The 14,425-nt window shown below is 56.3% G+C and carries 16 protein-coding genes; 9 read left to right on the top strand and 7 right to left on the bottom strand.

Annotated elements, in window-relative coordinates; translation table 11 throughout:
* The 4 genes from rnc (at position 1) to recO (ending at position 2,853) form a co-directional block, all read left to right on the top strand.
* Positions 1-681 (top strand): ribonuclease III, encoded by a 681-nt coding sequence (rnc, locus tag J7413_RS05410; protein WP_209097041.1) that lies wholly within the window; start codon positions 1-3, stop codon positions 679-681.
* A gap of 127 nt (positions 682-808) precedes the next feature.
* Entirely contained in the window at positions 809-1,717 is a 909-nt protein-coding gene (gene era, locus J7413_RS05405) for a GTPase Era (RefSeq protein WP_209097039.1), read from the top strand.
* An 11-nt stretch (positions 1,718-1,728) separates the two neighbouring features.
* Positions 1,729-2,058 (top strand): DUF1491 family protein, encoded by a 330-nt coding sequence (locus J7413_RS05400; RefSeq protein ID WP_209097038.1) that lies wholly within the window; start codon positions 1,729-1,731, stop codon positions 2,056-2,058.
* A 63-nt stretch (positions 2,059-2,121) separates the two neighbouring features.
* Complete coding sequence (gene recO, locus J7413_RS05395; RefSeq protein ID WP_209097037.1) at positions 2,122-2,853, top strand: DNA repair protein RecO; 732 nt, start codon at positions 2,122-2,124, stop codon at positions 2,851-2,853.
* Here recO and J7413_RS05390 read toward each other — a convergent pair.
* From J7413_RS05390 to J7413_RS05380, 3 genes are all read right to left on the bottom strand, one after another.
* A complete protein-coding gene (locus tag J7413_RS05390) occupies positions 2,816-3,232 on the bottom strand; it encodes an META domain-containing protein (RefSeq protein ID WP_209097035.1) in 417 nt (138 codons plus the stop codon). The genes recO and J7413_RS05390 overlap by 38 nt on opposite strands.
* On the bottom strand, positions 3,232-3,783 hold the full coding sequence (locus tag J7413_RS05385) for a TetR/AcrR family transcriptional regulator (RefSeq protein WP_209097033.1): 552 nt from the start codon (positions 3,781-3,783) through the stop codon (positions 3,232-3,234). The genes J7413_RS05390 and J7413_RS05385 overlap by 1 nt, the downstream gene beginning before the upstream one ends.
* 280 nt (positions 3,784-4,063) lie before the next feature.
* On the bottom strand, positions 4,064-5,752 hold the full coding sequence (locus J7413_RS05380) for an acyl-CoA dehydrogenase family protein (protein WP_209097032.1): 1,689 nt from the start codon (positions 5,750-5,752) through the stop codon (positions 4,064-4,066).
* 141 nt (positions 5,753-5,893) lie between these two features.
* Here J7413_RS05380 and J7413_RS05375 point away from each other — a divergent pair, with 141 nt between their 5' ends.
* Positions 5,894-6,661 carry a sulfite exporter TauE/SafE family protein gene (locus J7413_RS05375; protein WP_209097030.1) on the top strand — a complete coding sequence of 256 codons (768 nt, stop codon included), beginning with the start codon at positions 5,894-5,896 and terminating at the stop codon, positions 6,659-6,661.
* Between the two features lie 11 nt (positions 6,662-6,672).
* On the opposite strand, the gene J7413_RS05370 is transcribed toward J7413_RS05375, so the two are convergent.
* From J7413_RS05370 to J7413_RS05355, 4 genes are all read right to left on the bottom strand, one after another.
* On the bottom strand, positions 6,673-7,179 hold the full coding sequence (locus tag J7413_RS05370) for a DUF2478 domain-containing protein (RefSeq protein WP_348538726.1): 507 nt from the start codon (positions 7,177-7,179) through the stop codon (positions 6,673-6,675).
* Between the two features lie 54 nt (positions 7,180-7,233).
* Positions 7,234-7,665 (bottom strand): potassium channel family protein, encoded by a 432-nt coding sequence (locus J7413_RS05365; protein ID WP_209097029.1) that lies wholly within the window; start codon positions 7,663-7,665, stop codon positions 7,234-7,236.
* A gap of 75 nt (positions 7,666-7,740) precedes the next feature.
* Positions 7,741-8,118: a hypothetical protein gene (locus J7413_RS05360; RefSeq protein ID WP_209097027.1), complete on the bottom strand. Its 378-nt coding sequence runs from the start codon at positions 8,116-8,118 to the stop codon at positions 7,741-7,743.
* A 24-nt stretch (positions 8,119-8,142) separates the two neighbouring features.
* A complete protein-coding gene (locus tag J7413_RS05355) occupies positions 8,143-8,913 on the bottom strand; it encodes a DUF6478 family protein (RefSeq protein WP_209097026.1) in 771 nt (256 codons plus the stop codon).
* Positions 8,914-9,205: 292 nt separating this feature from the next.
* Between J7413_RS05355 and accD the strand changes: the two genes are divergently transcribed.
* The 4 genes from accD to J7413_RS05335 all read left to right on the top strand — a co-directional run bounded on the left by accD (position 9,206) and on the right by J7413_RS05335 (position 14,363).
* Positions 9,206-10,135, top strand: a complete 930-nt coding sequence (gene accD / locus J7413_RS05350; RefSeq protein ID WP_209097024.1) for an acetyl-CoA carboxylase, carboxyltransferase subunit beta — start codon at positions 9,206-9,208, stop codon at positions 10,133-10,135.
* Positions 10,136-10,229: 94 nt separating this feature from the next.
* Complete coding sequence (locus tag J7413_RS05345; protein WP_209097022.1) at positions 10,230-11,510, top strand: folylpolyglutamate synthase/dihydrofolate synthase family protein; 1,281 nt, start codon at positions 10,230-10,232, stop codon at positions 11,508-11,510.
* Between the two features lie 149 nt (positions 11,511-11,659).
* On the top strand, positions 11,660-12,280 hold the full coding sequence (locus J7413_RS05340) for a trimeric intracellular cation channel family protein (protein WP_209097021.1): 621 nt from the start codon (positions 11,660-11,662) through the stop codon (positions 12,278-12,280).
* A gap of 76 nt (positions 12,281-12,356) precedes the next feature.
* On the top strand, positions 12,357-14,363 hold the full coding sequence (locus tag J7413_RS05335; RefSeq protein WP_209097019.1) for a CocE/NonD family hydrolase: 2,007 nt from the start codon (positions 12,357-12,359) through the stop codon (positions 14,361-14,363).
* The last annotated feature ends 62 nt before the right edge of the window (positions 14,364-14,425 follow it).

Genomic DNA, 14,425 nt, shown 5'->3' with positions numbered 1-14,425 from the left:
GTGAAACTCGCAGCGGAACTGAAAGCGCTTGAAACACGGTTGGGGCACAAATTTGCACGCCCCGAGCTTCTGGTGCGCGCGGTCACCCACTCCTCCATGTCTTCGCCCACACGGCAGGACAATCAGCGGTTGGAGTTTCTGGGCGACCGTGTGCTGGGCCTTGTCATGTCTGAGGCTCTGCTGGAACATGACAAATCCGCCGCCGAAGGCCAGCTTGCCCCGCGTTTCAACGCTCTTGTCCGCAAGGAAGCCTGCGCCGATGTGGCGCGCGAGATTGATCTGGGCGCGGCGCTGAAACTTGGCCGTTCTGAGATGATGTCTGGCGGCCGCCGCAAACAGGCGCTTCTGGGCGATGCCATGGAGGCGGTGATCGCCGCCGTTTACCGTGATGCAGGTTTTGATGCGGCCAAGGCCCTGATCCTGCGCCTTTGGGGTGATCGGGTCAAAACCGTTGAGTCTGATGCGCGCGACCCAAAGACCAGCCTTCAGGAATGGGCACAGGCACGCAAACTGCCACCACCACGCTATGAGCTGGTCAAACGCTCCGGCCCAGACCATGCTCCGGTGTTCACCATTGCCGCAAAGCTTGAGAATGGCGCAACGGCAGAGGCCACCGACAATTCCAAACGCAAAGCAGAACAGGCCGCCGCAAAGGCCCTGCTGGAGAAGGTGAGCGGTTAAGCGCCCCTCTGACTTGCTGGGCGTGGCACCGCATATCTCCCATGCGCATCAGGCCCCTAGCCCCAGCGCAGAATTTCCGCTACAGACGCCCCTTAACCAGCCACAGCTGACTCACAAAGGCATTCACATGACCACACGCGCCGGATTCGTTGCCCTGATCGGAGAGCCCAACGCGGGCAAATCCACGCTCACCAACCAGATGGTGGGGGCGAAGGTCTCGATCGTGACCCACAAGGTGCAGACCACCCGCGCCCGCATCCGTGGCGTGGCGCTGGAAGGCGACAGTCAGATTGTTTTTGTGGACACGCCCGGCCTGTTCCGCCCGCGCCGCCGCTTGGACCGCGCGATGGTTGCCGCTGCTTGGGGCGGGGCTGCGGATGCCGATGTCATCGTGATGATGGTGGAGGCCCATCGCGGCATCACCAAAGGTGTCGAAGCCATTCTGGAGCAGCTCGAAGAGATTTCTGAAGGCCGCAAAGTCGCGCTGGCCATCAACAAGATCGACCGCGTGAAATCCGATGCACTTCTGGCAATGACCAAAGATCTCAATGAGCGTTTTGACTTCGTTGAAACCTTCATGATTTCCGCAGAGAAAGGCCACGGCTGCGCCGACCTGCGCAAATGGCTGGCCGCAGAGCTGCCCGAGAGCCCGTGGCTCTACCCCGAAGATCAGATCGCCGATCTGCCCATGCGCATGATCGCCGCCGAAATCACCCGCGAAAAGCTCACCCTGCGCCTGCATCAGGAGCTGCCGTACCAGATGACGGTGGAAACCGAGAACTGGGAAGAGCGCAAAGACGGCTCCGCACGTGTGGATCAGATGATCTACGTCATGCGTGACGGGCACAAAGGCATCGTTCTGGGCAACAAAGGCGAAACCATCAAGGCGGTTTCCAAAGCTGCTCGCGAAGAGCTCGAAGAGTTTATGGGCCGCCGTATCCACCTGTTTTTGCAGGTGAAAGTGCGCCCGAACTGGCTTGAGGAAAAAGAGCGTTATTCTGAAATGGGCCTTGATTTCAAAGACGGCAACGCCTGAGGATCGCGCCAATGCGCCTAACCGCTGATTTCTGGGTGCATGCCTATATTGCGCGGCTTCGGCTGGCAGATATTCCAGCCTTTGTCGTCGCCCATGGCGATGACACCGCAGGGGCGGTTCTGGTGAAACTCAACACGCTCGATGGCAAGGCCACCGTGTTTCAGCGCAGCTTTGATCTGATGAGCGGGGCGCGCAAATGGGTTGTGCTGTCCGAGGGCGAGGAGGTTGATGTGGATGCGGCATTGGCCCGTCAGCGCAGCTTTGACCCAGACGCCTGGGTGATCGAGGTTGAGGACCGTCAGGGGCGCCATTTGCTCGATGAGCCGGGTCTGTCTGACTGATCTCACAAAAAACGGCTTTCCTTTCAGCACGGTAACGGTTTTTCTGAGCCAAAGGATGTGGCGATGGATTGGCGCGATCAGGGCTTTGTGCTCAGCACACGAAAACACGGGGAAACCTCTGTCATTCTGGAGGCCTTTACCGAGACTCGGGGCCGTCATGCGGGCATCGTGCGCGGTGGCATCAGCCGCAAGATGACACCCATCCTGCAACCCGGTGGGCAGGTCGATCTCACATGGCGCGCGCGCCTGTCAGATCACATTGGCACCTACACGGTGGAGCCTCTCCGCTCCCGTGCGGCGGTGCTGGGGGATCGCTTCTCGTTGGCCGGTCTTAATGCGGTGACAGCTCTTTTGTCCTTTTGCTTGCCAGACCGTGAACCTTATCCAGCGCTTTATCATCAAAGCATGCAGTTGCTTGATCTGCTGGGGCAGCAGGAGCTCTGGCCGCTGGCCTATCTGCGCTGGGAAATGGCACTGCTGTCCGAGCTGGGCTACGGCCTTGATCTGACCGCTTGCGCGGTAACGGGCAGCACTGAAAACCTGATCTATGTTTCCCCAAAATCCGGGCGCGCCGTTTCTGCCAAAGGGGCAGGGGAGTGGGCGGATCGTTTGCTACCTTTGCCGCCTGTGTTGAAGGGGGAAGGCCCCGCGCCCGATGAGGAAGTTCTGGCCGCTCTGGCGACCACGGGCTACTTCCTGTCAGAAAAGCTCGCACCCGATCTCGGCCATAAGCCGCTGCCGGATGCGCGTGCGCGCTTTATTGATCGCTTTGCACGTCAGTTGGCAGACCGCTGAACACCATTTCCCGCCCCGCATCGTTGCTCATCACCATGTTGGGGCCGGACACCTCCACAAGGCTCATTTCCTGCAGCGCAGTCAGAAAGGCCTCTTCGCGGTCAATGTCCGGGCAATAGATCTGCTCCACCACATCCACCTGAATGTTGATCCATGGGTAAGGTGCGTCCTGAGTCGCCAGAAAGCTGTTGCAAGGCCCATCACCCATCACCTTGCCGCTATCGCCCAAGGTGAGGCTTGCCGCATAGTTCACAGCTGCGCCATCAATTTGTTGCAGCTGCCATTTGTAGTCTGCACCGCCATATTGCGTGACGGTCTCAGACGGCGCGCAGGCTGCGATCCCCAAGCTTATGGCCAATAGACCCAGAAAACGTGCCATCATTCCGCCTCATGCAATGCCAAAATCAAATCTACCAATGTGCCCAACGCCGGGCCATTCTGCACACCATCATGTGCAGACAAGGCCTCCATGCCAAGGAGCGCGCCATAAAGCAATCGGGTCAGTTCTGGGTTGGTGAGCCCAATCTCTGACAGCAGAGTTGTGATGTAAGCCATGCGGGCCTCATCAACCGCCGCGATCTGAGCGGCCACATCCGCATTGTCCCGCGCCCAGGCCCGCATCGTTGGCCCAAGCCGCGTGGCCTCGCTGTCTGTCTCTTGCTCGGCAATCTGCGCCAGATCGCGCAGCTTCTGCACAGCCGTACCGGTTTCCTCACGTTGCGCGGTGATCACCGCTTCAGCATCCTTCGCCCAGGCCGCGAGCAATGCGGCGTGAAATCCCGGTACATCGTCAAAGTGCCAGTAGAATGAACCCTTGGTTGTGCCGAGCCGCCGCGCCAGTGGCTCGGCCTTTAAGGCGGCTGGTCCGGCCTCAGTGAGCGCTTCAAATCCCGCCTGCAGCCAATCCTGCTGTGAAAGTCGCTTTGTCATGATGGAAGCGTAGGAGTGCAAATGCTGCACTGCAACAGGCGCAGGCAGAGTGTGACCAAATGTTGCGCTTTTTCTCGCAACAGCGTGCGGTCAGGTAAGTGCTGCACCTGCGAAAAGACCACCGAAATTTGCACCTCCGCGATACAGTCGCAATACCGACGCGATACCGACACCCAGTTTTTGCGGATTTGTCGAATCACCGACTTTGTTAACGGGCACAAAAAAAGCGCGGCTCCGAGGGAGAGCCGCGCCGGGTCTGCTGTCCAACTGAGAGCGGGTGTCAGCTCAGCAAACGTCTTGCAATCACCTGCGCCTGAATCTCAGCCGCCCCTTCAAAGATATTGAGAATACGTGCATCACACAGGATGCGGCTCACGGAATACTCCAGCGCAAATCCGTTACCGCCATGAATTTGCAGCGCATTATCCGCCGCGGCCCAGGCCACACGTGCACCCAGCAGCTTGGCCATGCCTGCCTCAAGATCACAGCGATGGCCGTGGTCCTTCTCCCAGGCCGAGAAATAGGTCAACTGACGCGCGATCATGATTTCCACCGCCATCATCGCGAGCTTGCCCGCCACACGTGGGAAATCAATCAGCGATTTGCCAAACTGTTTGCGGTCAATCGCATATTGCATGCCCACATCCAGCGCCGCCTGCGCAACCCCCACAGCCCGCGCCGCCGTCTGAATGCGGGCTGACTCGAAGGTTTCCATCAACTGTTTGAAACCTTTGCCTTCTTCGCCACCCAGAAGGTTTTCTCCTTTGACTTTGAAGCCATCAAAACCGAGCTCATATTCCTTCATGCCACGGTAGCCCAGCACCTCGATCTCACCACCGGTCATGCCTTCTGTCGGAAAGGGGTTTTCATCGGTGCCCGGCGTCTTCTCCGCCAGGAACATGGAGAGGCCGCGGTGGTCGGTGCTGTCAGGATTGGTGCGGGCCAGCAGGGTCATCACTTGGGTCCGCGCCGCGTGGGTGATCCATGTTTTGTTGCCGGTCACTTCCCAGTTGCCATCCTCTGTTTTCACCGCGCGGGTGCGCAGGGAGCCGAGGTCAGACCCGGTGTTTGGCTCTGTAAACACAGCCGTCGGCAGAATCTCTGCACTGGAAAGTTTCGGCAGCCAGTTCTGTTTTTGCTCTTCAGTGCCACCACAGAGGATCAGTTCCGCTGCGATTTCAGAGCGGGTGCCCAGCGAGCCCACACCGATATAGCCGCGTGACAGCTCCTCAGACACCACAACCATGGAGGCTTTAGACAGGCCAAACCCACCGTATTCTTCTGGGATAGTCAGGCCAAACACGCCCATTTCTGCAAGCTCTTCAATGATTTCCATTGGAATAAGCTCGTCTTTCAGGTGCCACTCTTGGGCGTTGGGTTCCACGCGGTCCACCGCAAAACGGCGGAATTGTTCGCGGATCATTTCCAGTTCTTCATCGAGACCAGATGCGCCAACGGTGATATTGGCCGCCTGCTCCTGCATCAACTCCACAAGACGCATACGCGCCGCTTGGCTGTTGCCTTCGCTGCAGAGTGTCATCACGTCAGGTGCCATCAGGCCGCGCATCTCGTCCTGTGTCAGCCCAAGGTCCTGGAGGCGAATGATTTCGCCCTGGCTCATCGGGATGCCGCCATAAACCTGCCAAAGGTATTCGCCAAATGCGATCTGATGGATGAGCTGTTCGATCTCACCAAACTTACCATCCGCATCAAGTTTCTCGGCCCATGTCTGCATCTGTTTGAGGGATTGTGCGTAGGTTGCCAGCCAGCTCAGGCCATGTGCCGCTGTCTGATTTTCCTCAATCAACTTGCCAGAAACACGACCATTTTCGGAGACAGTTTCCTTCACGCGCGCAATGGCGGTTTCCAAAATGGCCTCAACCGGGGCCACAGCCGCGCCGGTCAATTTCAGAAGATCGGGTAGAGTTACCAGAGCCGTCATCGTCAAGTCCTGTCCATCATGAGCCATGTCGCAATATCCTCTGTTTCTGCAGTGTGCATATTTCCTTTGCACCCGCAGCGCAACAAAAATACCAAGGGACGTTGCGTTTTGATTGTTTGTTTCGTGGCAAATCTTTGCCCGGCAGAACGTCAGGCACTATAGGAAGATATGGATTTCGACATTCTAAACCTACAGCCCGTTGCGTGGCTACTTTGTGCTGCGATTGCTGTTTTGGCAGGGATTATCAAAGGGATGGTTGGTTTTGCCATGCCTATGGTCCTGATCTCAGGCCTCAGTTCTTTTCTGGCCCCGGAACTGGCTTTGGCCGGTCTGATCCTACCCACATTGGTCACAAACGGAATGCAGGCGTTGCGTCAGGGCCGTGCGGCCGCGTGGCACTCTGTTAAGCGCTTCCGGCGATTCTTAATTGCAGGTGGTGCGGTGATGGTGATCAGCGCGCAGTTTGTCCGCATTCTGCCTGCGGATGTTTTTCTTTTGGTGATTGGGGTGCCGGTTTTCGTGTTTTCTCTGCTGCAGCTTTTGGGGCGCTCGATCACGATCTCAAAGCCAACAGCCCGCGGCGAGGTGATTGTCGGGGGGGTGGCCGGTGCCATTGGCGGAATTTCTGGCGTTTGGGGGCCGCCGACTGTGGCTTACCTGACGGCGCTTGGCACGGAGAAATCCGAGCAGATGCGCATTCAGGGTGTCATTTATGGGCTGGGATCAGTCGTGCTGTTGTTGGCCCATGTTGGCTCTGGTGTGCTCACTGCAAAGACCGCGCCTTTGTCGGTGCTATTGGTTCTACCTGCGATCTTAGGCATGTGGTTTGGCGGGCGCATTTCGGATCGCATCGACCAACGCCGCTTTCGGCAGGCCACGCTGTTTGTCCTGTTGATCGCCTCGCTCAACCTGCTGCGGCGCGCATTTTTCGGTTGAGTGCAGGCTGTTTAGGCATTCACCTGATCATACCAGGCCAGGAGGTCGTCGATGTTGGGTGCCACTTGCGTGGCCATGCCCCCGGCGAACTCCTCAAACACTTCGGCATTCAGCGGGTTGGTGCCTGCGATCACGGTTGCGCCGTTCTCCAGCGCTTCTGCCAGCAGATCGCGGAAGCCCTTTCCTTCGGCTTCTTGCTTGCCAAATTTATTCAGCAAAAACACATCATAAGGCGCTTCCATGGACTGCGACACAGCGGTGATGGCAGTGGCCATGGCGTCTGGATCAAGACGGCAGCCTCTGGCTTCTTTGCCGAGATCCTGAGAAATACGAATGATCGGCCCATTTGGCAGGACACGCACATCCATGTCGCAGCGCTGATCGATCTCGCAGCCAGTATTGGTTTGCACAATCCCGCGTGCCGTCAGGCCGCGCTCATTCAAACGCTCAGCGAACTCCGAAAGCAACAGATCAAGTTTCCCGCGCCCGTGCGCCATTGTGTAAGCAATTTTCATCATAGATCTATTGTGGCCTAGATTGAGGGGATCGCAAATGCGGCAAGCCGTCCAGTCTCAGTCCAAGGAATGTGGCAGCAGTCTCCCGATCAGAGACACCAGAAATGCGGTTGAAATGCCAAAGCAAAGTATGCCGGTGACGCCTCCAAATGCCCCAAACACGCGGAATTCAATCGGCAACACAACATCGCCGTAGCCAACAGTCGTGTAGGTCACGAGCGAGAAATAGAGCGCGTCATAAAGATAGGTAAATGCGCCCATATAGATAAGTACATAGGCCCAAAGCCAAACCTGAATGGTGTGTGATCCGACAATCATTGCGAAAGCCGCGCCGGTCAGCACTGCGGTTTTGGTGAAACGCGAACGTATCGCCACCCATCGCCCAATTTTTTCAAGCACTTCGATCATCACAGAGATGAAACCCACATGGATAATGGCGCAGGCACTGAGCACGATCGTGCCCCACAACAGTTGCCGTGGTTGGCTCATGTAGAACAATTCGGTGAGTGGGTTTTCCAATGTTTGGCCACCATTTTGAGTTGTGTGTTGCCAGACGCGGTGCGCTTACATGGTTTCCACGCAATGGCGCCGGAAAGCGCGCTTTAACATATCCAGCTCAGCGCGCAACAAATCGATTTCTGCCCGCAGGTCATCTGCCAAAGCTTCACCAGCCACAAAACTGAGCTTGTCCAACTGCTTGCCGGTGATCTGGTTGGTAATCAACAGGGTTTGAACACCATCGGCCAAGCTCTCCTTTGGGATCGGGAACCGAAGTCTCCATGTATTTGGTGTATCTGTTGTATCGATTGCGACGCCATCAATCGTTTCGCCCAGAAATGTAACATCAATCTTGGGGGCGGGACCTGGTTCACCTTCATAGTGCAGAGCGCCTTCCCAGATACCATCAAAAAGGCGGGTCTTCGTCAGTGACAACTCACTCATATCTCAATCCTTTTTGTCGGTAGCTCAGAATTCGGCACGTGGGCGTCTGGACAGGGTCACATCTCTGAGCACGACCTGATTCATTTCCGGCCCTTCAAAGATCAAGTCGATCCACATCTTTTCAACGCGTTTTTCATTCAAGTTGGAATAAGCCAAGTCAAACTCAACGCGAATGTCTTCGGCGCTTAGGGGCAACTCACGAACGATTTGTTCCGTGTTGGGTCCATGGCGGATGTTGAGGCGGGCAAAGATTTCCAGCGGTTTTTCCATCTCAACAATTGTGTCCAGCCGCAGCACGTGTTCGCGGCGCAGCCCGACCACAGCCTCTGGCGGCAAATCAATCACCAGCGAAAGGAAAGATCCGTCAAACCGAAAAACATCCATGCGCAGGCCGAAAGGTGCGAGGTCCTTTTCGCGATGGTTGCGCAGCTGGCGCAGCGTCAGCTCAGAGATTCGGCAATCGTGAAACAACGTAACCTCATTGCCAAGCTTTGCCTTGTTCTGGACAGACGCCAGCCCCTTGGTGGGGTTGGGCTCACGCCATAGGGCGGGCCGCCAAGACCAGTCAGTGCCATGTGGTTTGGGAAACGCGTTAGAGCCGACAACAGGCAGCGCAAGTCGGCTCTCAGAGACTGAGATCACCGTGTCTAGGTGATGACGCAAAGTGCGCGCGCGACGCCGTTGACGCCGCAGTCTTCCCAGTTCCTCTTGTGAAGCCTTACGTGCGACACGTGCCCAATAGCGAGCCAGACCAGCTTGAAAAAACTGCTGAAAAACGCGTTTGCTACCTGCCATGATGGTCAAAAAGTCCTGCACATTGTTTCGGGTTGCGAAACGATGCGCATCCCATTTTTCTATTATCTACCCAATTGGTTGAGATGAGACAAACGCGCAAGGGTAGTTTTCTGAGCCATCAAGGATATTTGCCACTAAAGTGTTGCTCTGGGGACAGTTGGCAAGGGCTGTGGTGCGTTTTGAGTGACTGCGCAAATTCGAAGATCGGTGTTGGACATCACAGCATAGATTGCATTTCCTGACGCAGCGTCTTATTTCGGTCACTGATTGGAAGCCAGAGGACCCTGATCACATGAACTGGATCACCAACTATGTCCGTCCGCGGATCAACTCGATCTTTTCGCGTCGCGAGGTGCCAGATAACCTTTGGACCAAATGTGACGAATGCGGCACAATGCTGTTTCACCGCGAGCTGAAGGCAAACCAGAACGTCTGCACGCAGTGCGACCATCACATGGCAATAACGGCCCGTGACCGGTTTGAAGCCTTGTTTGACGGTGGGGTGTTTGTTGAGGTCGACGTGCCCGAGCCGCTGGCTGATCCGCTGCAGTTCCGCGATCAGAAGAAGTACCCTGAACGCATGAAGGCCGCGCAGAAAAAGACTGGCGAGAAAGAGGCGATGCTGGTCGCCGAGGGTGAGATTGGCCGCACCCCGATCGTCGCAGCCTGCCAAGACTTCTCCTTCATGGGCGGCTCCATGGGTATGTACGTGGGCAATGCCATCATTGCAGCTGCAGAACGGGCGGTTGCCATGAAGCGTCCGCTTGTGTTGTTCTCCGCCGCTGGCGGCGCGCGCATGCAAGAAGGCATTTTGTCTTTGATGCAGATGCCACGCACAACTGTTGCGGTGCAGATGCTGAAAGAAGCAGGGCTGCCCTACATCGTTGTTCTGACGCACCCGACCACCGGCGGTGTCACAGCGTCTTACGCCATGTTGGGCGATGTCCAGATTTCCGAGCCCAACGCTCTGATTTGTTTTGCGGGTCCGCGTGTGATTCAACAGACCATCGGTGAACAATTGCCCGAAGGGTTCCAGCGCGCTGAATATCTGCTTGACCACGGCATGCTCGACCGCGTGACCAAGCGCACCGAGATGAAGGAAGAGCTGGTGACGATCATCCGGATGCTTATGGATATGCCTCCTGCTGTAAAAGGGGATCTTCCTGCGCCAAACGAGGCCGAAAAGAAGGCCGCTGAAGAGCAAGCCGAACAGCAGGCGTAACCTGACCAGCCAAAACGTTTCAATGCGGGCTTTCGGTGTGTTTGACCGGAAGCCCGCTTTCATTTAGGGCGAGCTGACTGGAATGGAGGCGCATATGACCCAAACACCTGACACCTCAGACGCCATTCTCGCGCGTATGCTGGCATTGCATCCAAAGATCATTGATCTGACCTTGGACCGCATGTGGCGGTTGTTGAATGCGCTGGGCAACCCGGAAAAAAAATTGCCGCCTGTCATTCACATTGCAGGCACCAATGGCAAGGGCAGCACACAGGCGATGATCCGTGCTGGGCTGGAAGGTGCTGGAAAATCTGTTCACGCCTACACCAGTCCACATCTGGCGCGTTTTCATGAGCGTATCCGTTTGGCGGGCGACCTGATCGACGAAGCGCATCTCACGCAGGTTCTGGACGAATGCTGGGAAACCAACGAACGGCAGAACATCACTTATTTTGAGATCACGACGTGTGCCGCGCTGTTGGCGTTTTCGCGGGTTGAAGCCGACTACACATTGCTTGAGGTCGGCCTGGGTGGGCGTTTGGATGCGACCAATGTGATTGATGCGCCTGAGCTTTGCGTCATCACCCCGATCTCGATTGATCACGAACAGTTCCTTGGGGACACACTGGCCAAAATAGCCTCTGAAAAAGCGGGTATCATCAAACGCGGGGTGCCTGTTGTCGTGGGCCCCCAACCTGACGAGGCAATGGATGTGATTGAGGCGACCGCGGCGCGCCTTGGTGCACCTGTGATCGCCTACGGGCAGCACTGGCATGTGCATGAGGAGCGTGGGCGGCTCGTGTTTCAAGATGAGACAGGATTGCTTGATCTTCCTTTGCCTGCCTTGCCGGGCGCGCATCAAATTCAAAATGCGGGTGCGGCACTGGCTGCATTGCGCCAGCTTGGTTTCGATGCTGATGCATGTGAGGCTGCGATGCGTGATGTGTTTTGGCCAGCACGGATGCAGCGCTTGCGGAGCGGCCCGTTGGTGGAAGCGGCAGCAGGCGCCGAGCTTTGGTTGGATGGAGGGCACAATGCTGCAGCTGGTCAAGCTTTGGCGGCACATATCGCAGGGTTGCCCAAACGCGAAACGCATCTCATTTGCGGGATGCTCAATACCAAAGACGTATCGGGCTATTTGACACCGCTGGCGCAAGTGTCTGACAGTTTGCATGCGGTTTCTATCCCAGGCGAGGCCAGCACATTGTTGGCCGAAGAAACCGCACAGCATGCTGTTGACGCAGGGATGAAAGCCCATGTTGCCAACAATGTGGCAGAGGCGATTGCAGCCATCTCAGCAACAACAACGGATGCGCGGATCCTGATTTGCGGGTCTCTTTATCTGGCGGGGAATGTCCTGCGTGAAAACGCTTAAGGCGTATCGGCTAAGCGGAACCTACTGCTTGGTGTTTTGACAGTAGGCAGGCAGCTAATATTTGGGGGCCTTTGGGCCCCCTGAATTTATTGGGTCTAGTATGCGTTCGTGCTTTATTGATCCGTGTCATGCCACATGCAGGCCTTCGAATGATTGACCCGCTCACACAGTTTGTAGCCTTCACGACGATCATAGCCACTGCGGTTATGGCGGCATCTGCGTCTATACAGGGGGTGCGCCATAGTCTGGATCTGTTTGGGGCGTCTTTGATCGGGGTCGCCACAGCGGTTGGGGGCGGTACGCTGAGAGACTTGCTGTTAGGGCGCATGCCTGTGTTCTGGATCAATGATCTGAGTTATCTGGGCACCGCGGTTCCGGTTGCAGTGGCCATGTATTTTATTGCCACGCGTTTGCCATCTGGGAATGGGCGCAGGCTCAGGTTGCTGATGCAACTGGATGCGATTGGGCTGGCTTTGTTTACGCTTGTCGGTGTGCGTGTTGCACTGGAGGCGCAGACCCATGCCGTTATCGCGGTGGTGATTGGGTGTATCACGGGCATCGTTGGCGGGATTATTCGTGATGTGTTGTGCAACGTGACACCGTCCGTCCTAAAAGAAGATCTTTATGCCACGATCTCACTGATCGGCGGCGCAATCTACGTGGTTGTGGCACCTTTGATCGGGGAGACAGTGTCTTTCGCTCTGTGTTTCGTGCTGATGTTGGTGGCGCGGCTGCTTTTGATCCGGCGGTTCATTTCCAGCGAAGGCTAGGCCGCTTTTTATTGCCTGTTTGCATATATTTGCCCAGATTGGCTTCATGACGAGAAGCCAAATTTGAGAGGTCGCAATGCAAACGGTCAATGAGTTCCCATATCAGGTTAGCGAACATGCGCATGTTCAGATTCCAATGCCTGATGGCACCCTGTTGTCTGCGCGGATCTGGCGACCAGAAACAGATGTACCGCTGCCCGCAATTCTCGAATTTCTGCCGTATCGCAAACGCGATGGTACGGCGGAGAGGGATGCATTGACCCATCCTTATATGGCCGGCCATGGCTATGTGTGTGTGCGTGTTGATATGCGGGGCTGTGGCGACAGTCAGGGCTTGTTTGATGACGAATATTCACCTCAAGAGCTGTCAGACGGCGTGGCGGTCATCAACTGGCTGGCTGCGCAGGAATGGTGCTCTGGCGATGTGGGAATGATGGGCATCAGCTGGGGGGGATTTAATGGCCTTCAAATTGCAGCATTGGCACCGGAGCCGTTGAAAGCTGTTGTCAGTATTTGTTCGACTGTTGATCGTTTCGCGGATGATATTCACTACAAAGGTGGCGTCATGCTGGGCGAAAATGTCGGCTGGGCGTCCACAGTGCTTGGTTGGTTTGCCTTGCCGCCAGATCCCGAAATTTATGGCGATGGATGGCGCGAAGCGTGGCTTCACCGATTGGAAAACACGCCTTTTCTGGCAGAGAAATGGGTGCAGGAACAGGCCCGCAGCGCTTATTGGAAGCATGGATCTGTTTGCGAAGACTATAGTGCCATAAAAGCGGCTGTCTTGAGCGTGGGTGGCTGGCACGATGGCTATCGTAACACAATTGCACATTTGGTGGAAAATCTGGACGCACCAGTCAAAGGGTTGATTGGTCCCTGGATCCACAAATACCCGCATTTTGCAGCCCCCGGACCTCGAATTGATTTTCTAGGAGAGATGCTGCGGTGGTGGGATCGTTGGCTGAAGGGCGTCGACAATGGGGTTGAGAACCTTCCTGATATGCGGCGCTGGTTGATGGATAGCGTGCCGCCCGCAAGCAGTTATGATGAGCGCCCGGGCAAATGGATTGGCGATCCGGCGACCGCGACAAACGCAGCGACCGAAGACTGGCACCTGACAGGGCAAACCCTGTCACAAAAGCAGGGTAAAGCTGGGCGTGTGATCGCGCCGGCGCTCCTTTGTGGGCAAGCCGCCGGCGAGTATTTTCCTGTCTCGCTTGCGCCCGCTGGAACGGTGCCGGGCGAGTTGCCGGGTGACCAACGCGAAGATGATGCGCTTTCCTGCTGCTTTGAATCCGCGCCGCTACAGGATGCGAGATCCATTGTGGGCGCGCCATCCGTGCGATTGAACCTGACCTCAGATCGTCCAAGAGCGCAGATCATCGCGCGGCTTTGTGATGTACACCCTGATGGGCAGAGCACTTTGATCAGTCACGGTGTGCTTAACCTTCGCCATCGAGACGGGCATGAGACATTTGTTGACCTGCCTGTCGGCGAACCTTTGGACGTTGAGGTGACGCTGGATCATTGCGCTTATACTGTTCCAGCAGGCCACAGCCTGCGTCTGGCACTGTCCTCGAGCTATTGGCCCTACGTTTGGCCAGAAAGTGAGCTGGCGAACTTGGAGCTGCACACCGGGACGATCGCATTGCCCGTCAGAGCAGACCGCGACGACGAACCAACCGTTTCTTTTGATCTTCCCAAAGCTGCCACACCGCGACGGACACGCCAGCTTTCAGAAACAAAGAACAAAAAGACCATTACCAAAGATCTCGGCACAGCACGCCTCACGCTGGATATTCTTGGTGACACTGGGCTGGTTGAGGATCTGGAAACGGGCCTCATCTCGGGGACACGACTGCAGGAACAGTTCGCGATCACAGACAGAGATCCCAACTCTGCGCACAGCAGTTTTACCTGGCAGCGCCGGATCGGGCGCGGGGACTGGCAAGTCGTGATTGATGCAAAGGTGTCTATGCGGACTGACGGCGAGAGTTTCCTGGTAGCAGCAGAGCTCAAGGCATCAGAGAATGGCACTGAAGTGTTCGCGAAAAACTGGTACAGTGCTGTACCGCGTTTGTAGGCTTCGGCCGAGGTATTGACAAAGAGCCCGCCAATTTTCTTGGCGGGCTCTTTTTGATTTTA

Origin of the sequence: Shimia sp. R10_1 (assembly GCF_017744095.1) — a bacterium.
Lineage (GTDB): Bacteria > Pseudomonadota > Alphaproteobacteria > Rhodobacterales > Rhodobacteraceae > Shimia.
Note: the sequence above shows the minus strand (reverse complement) of the source record. Positions and strands in the feature narration are given on the sequence as shown.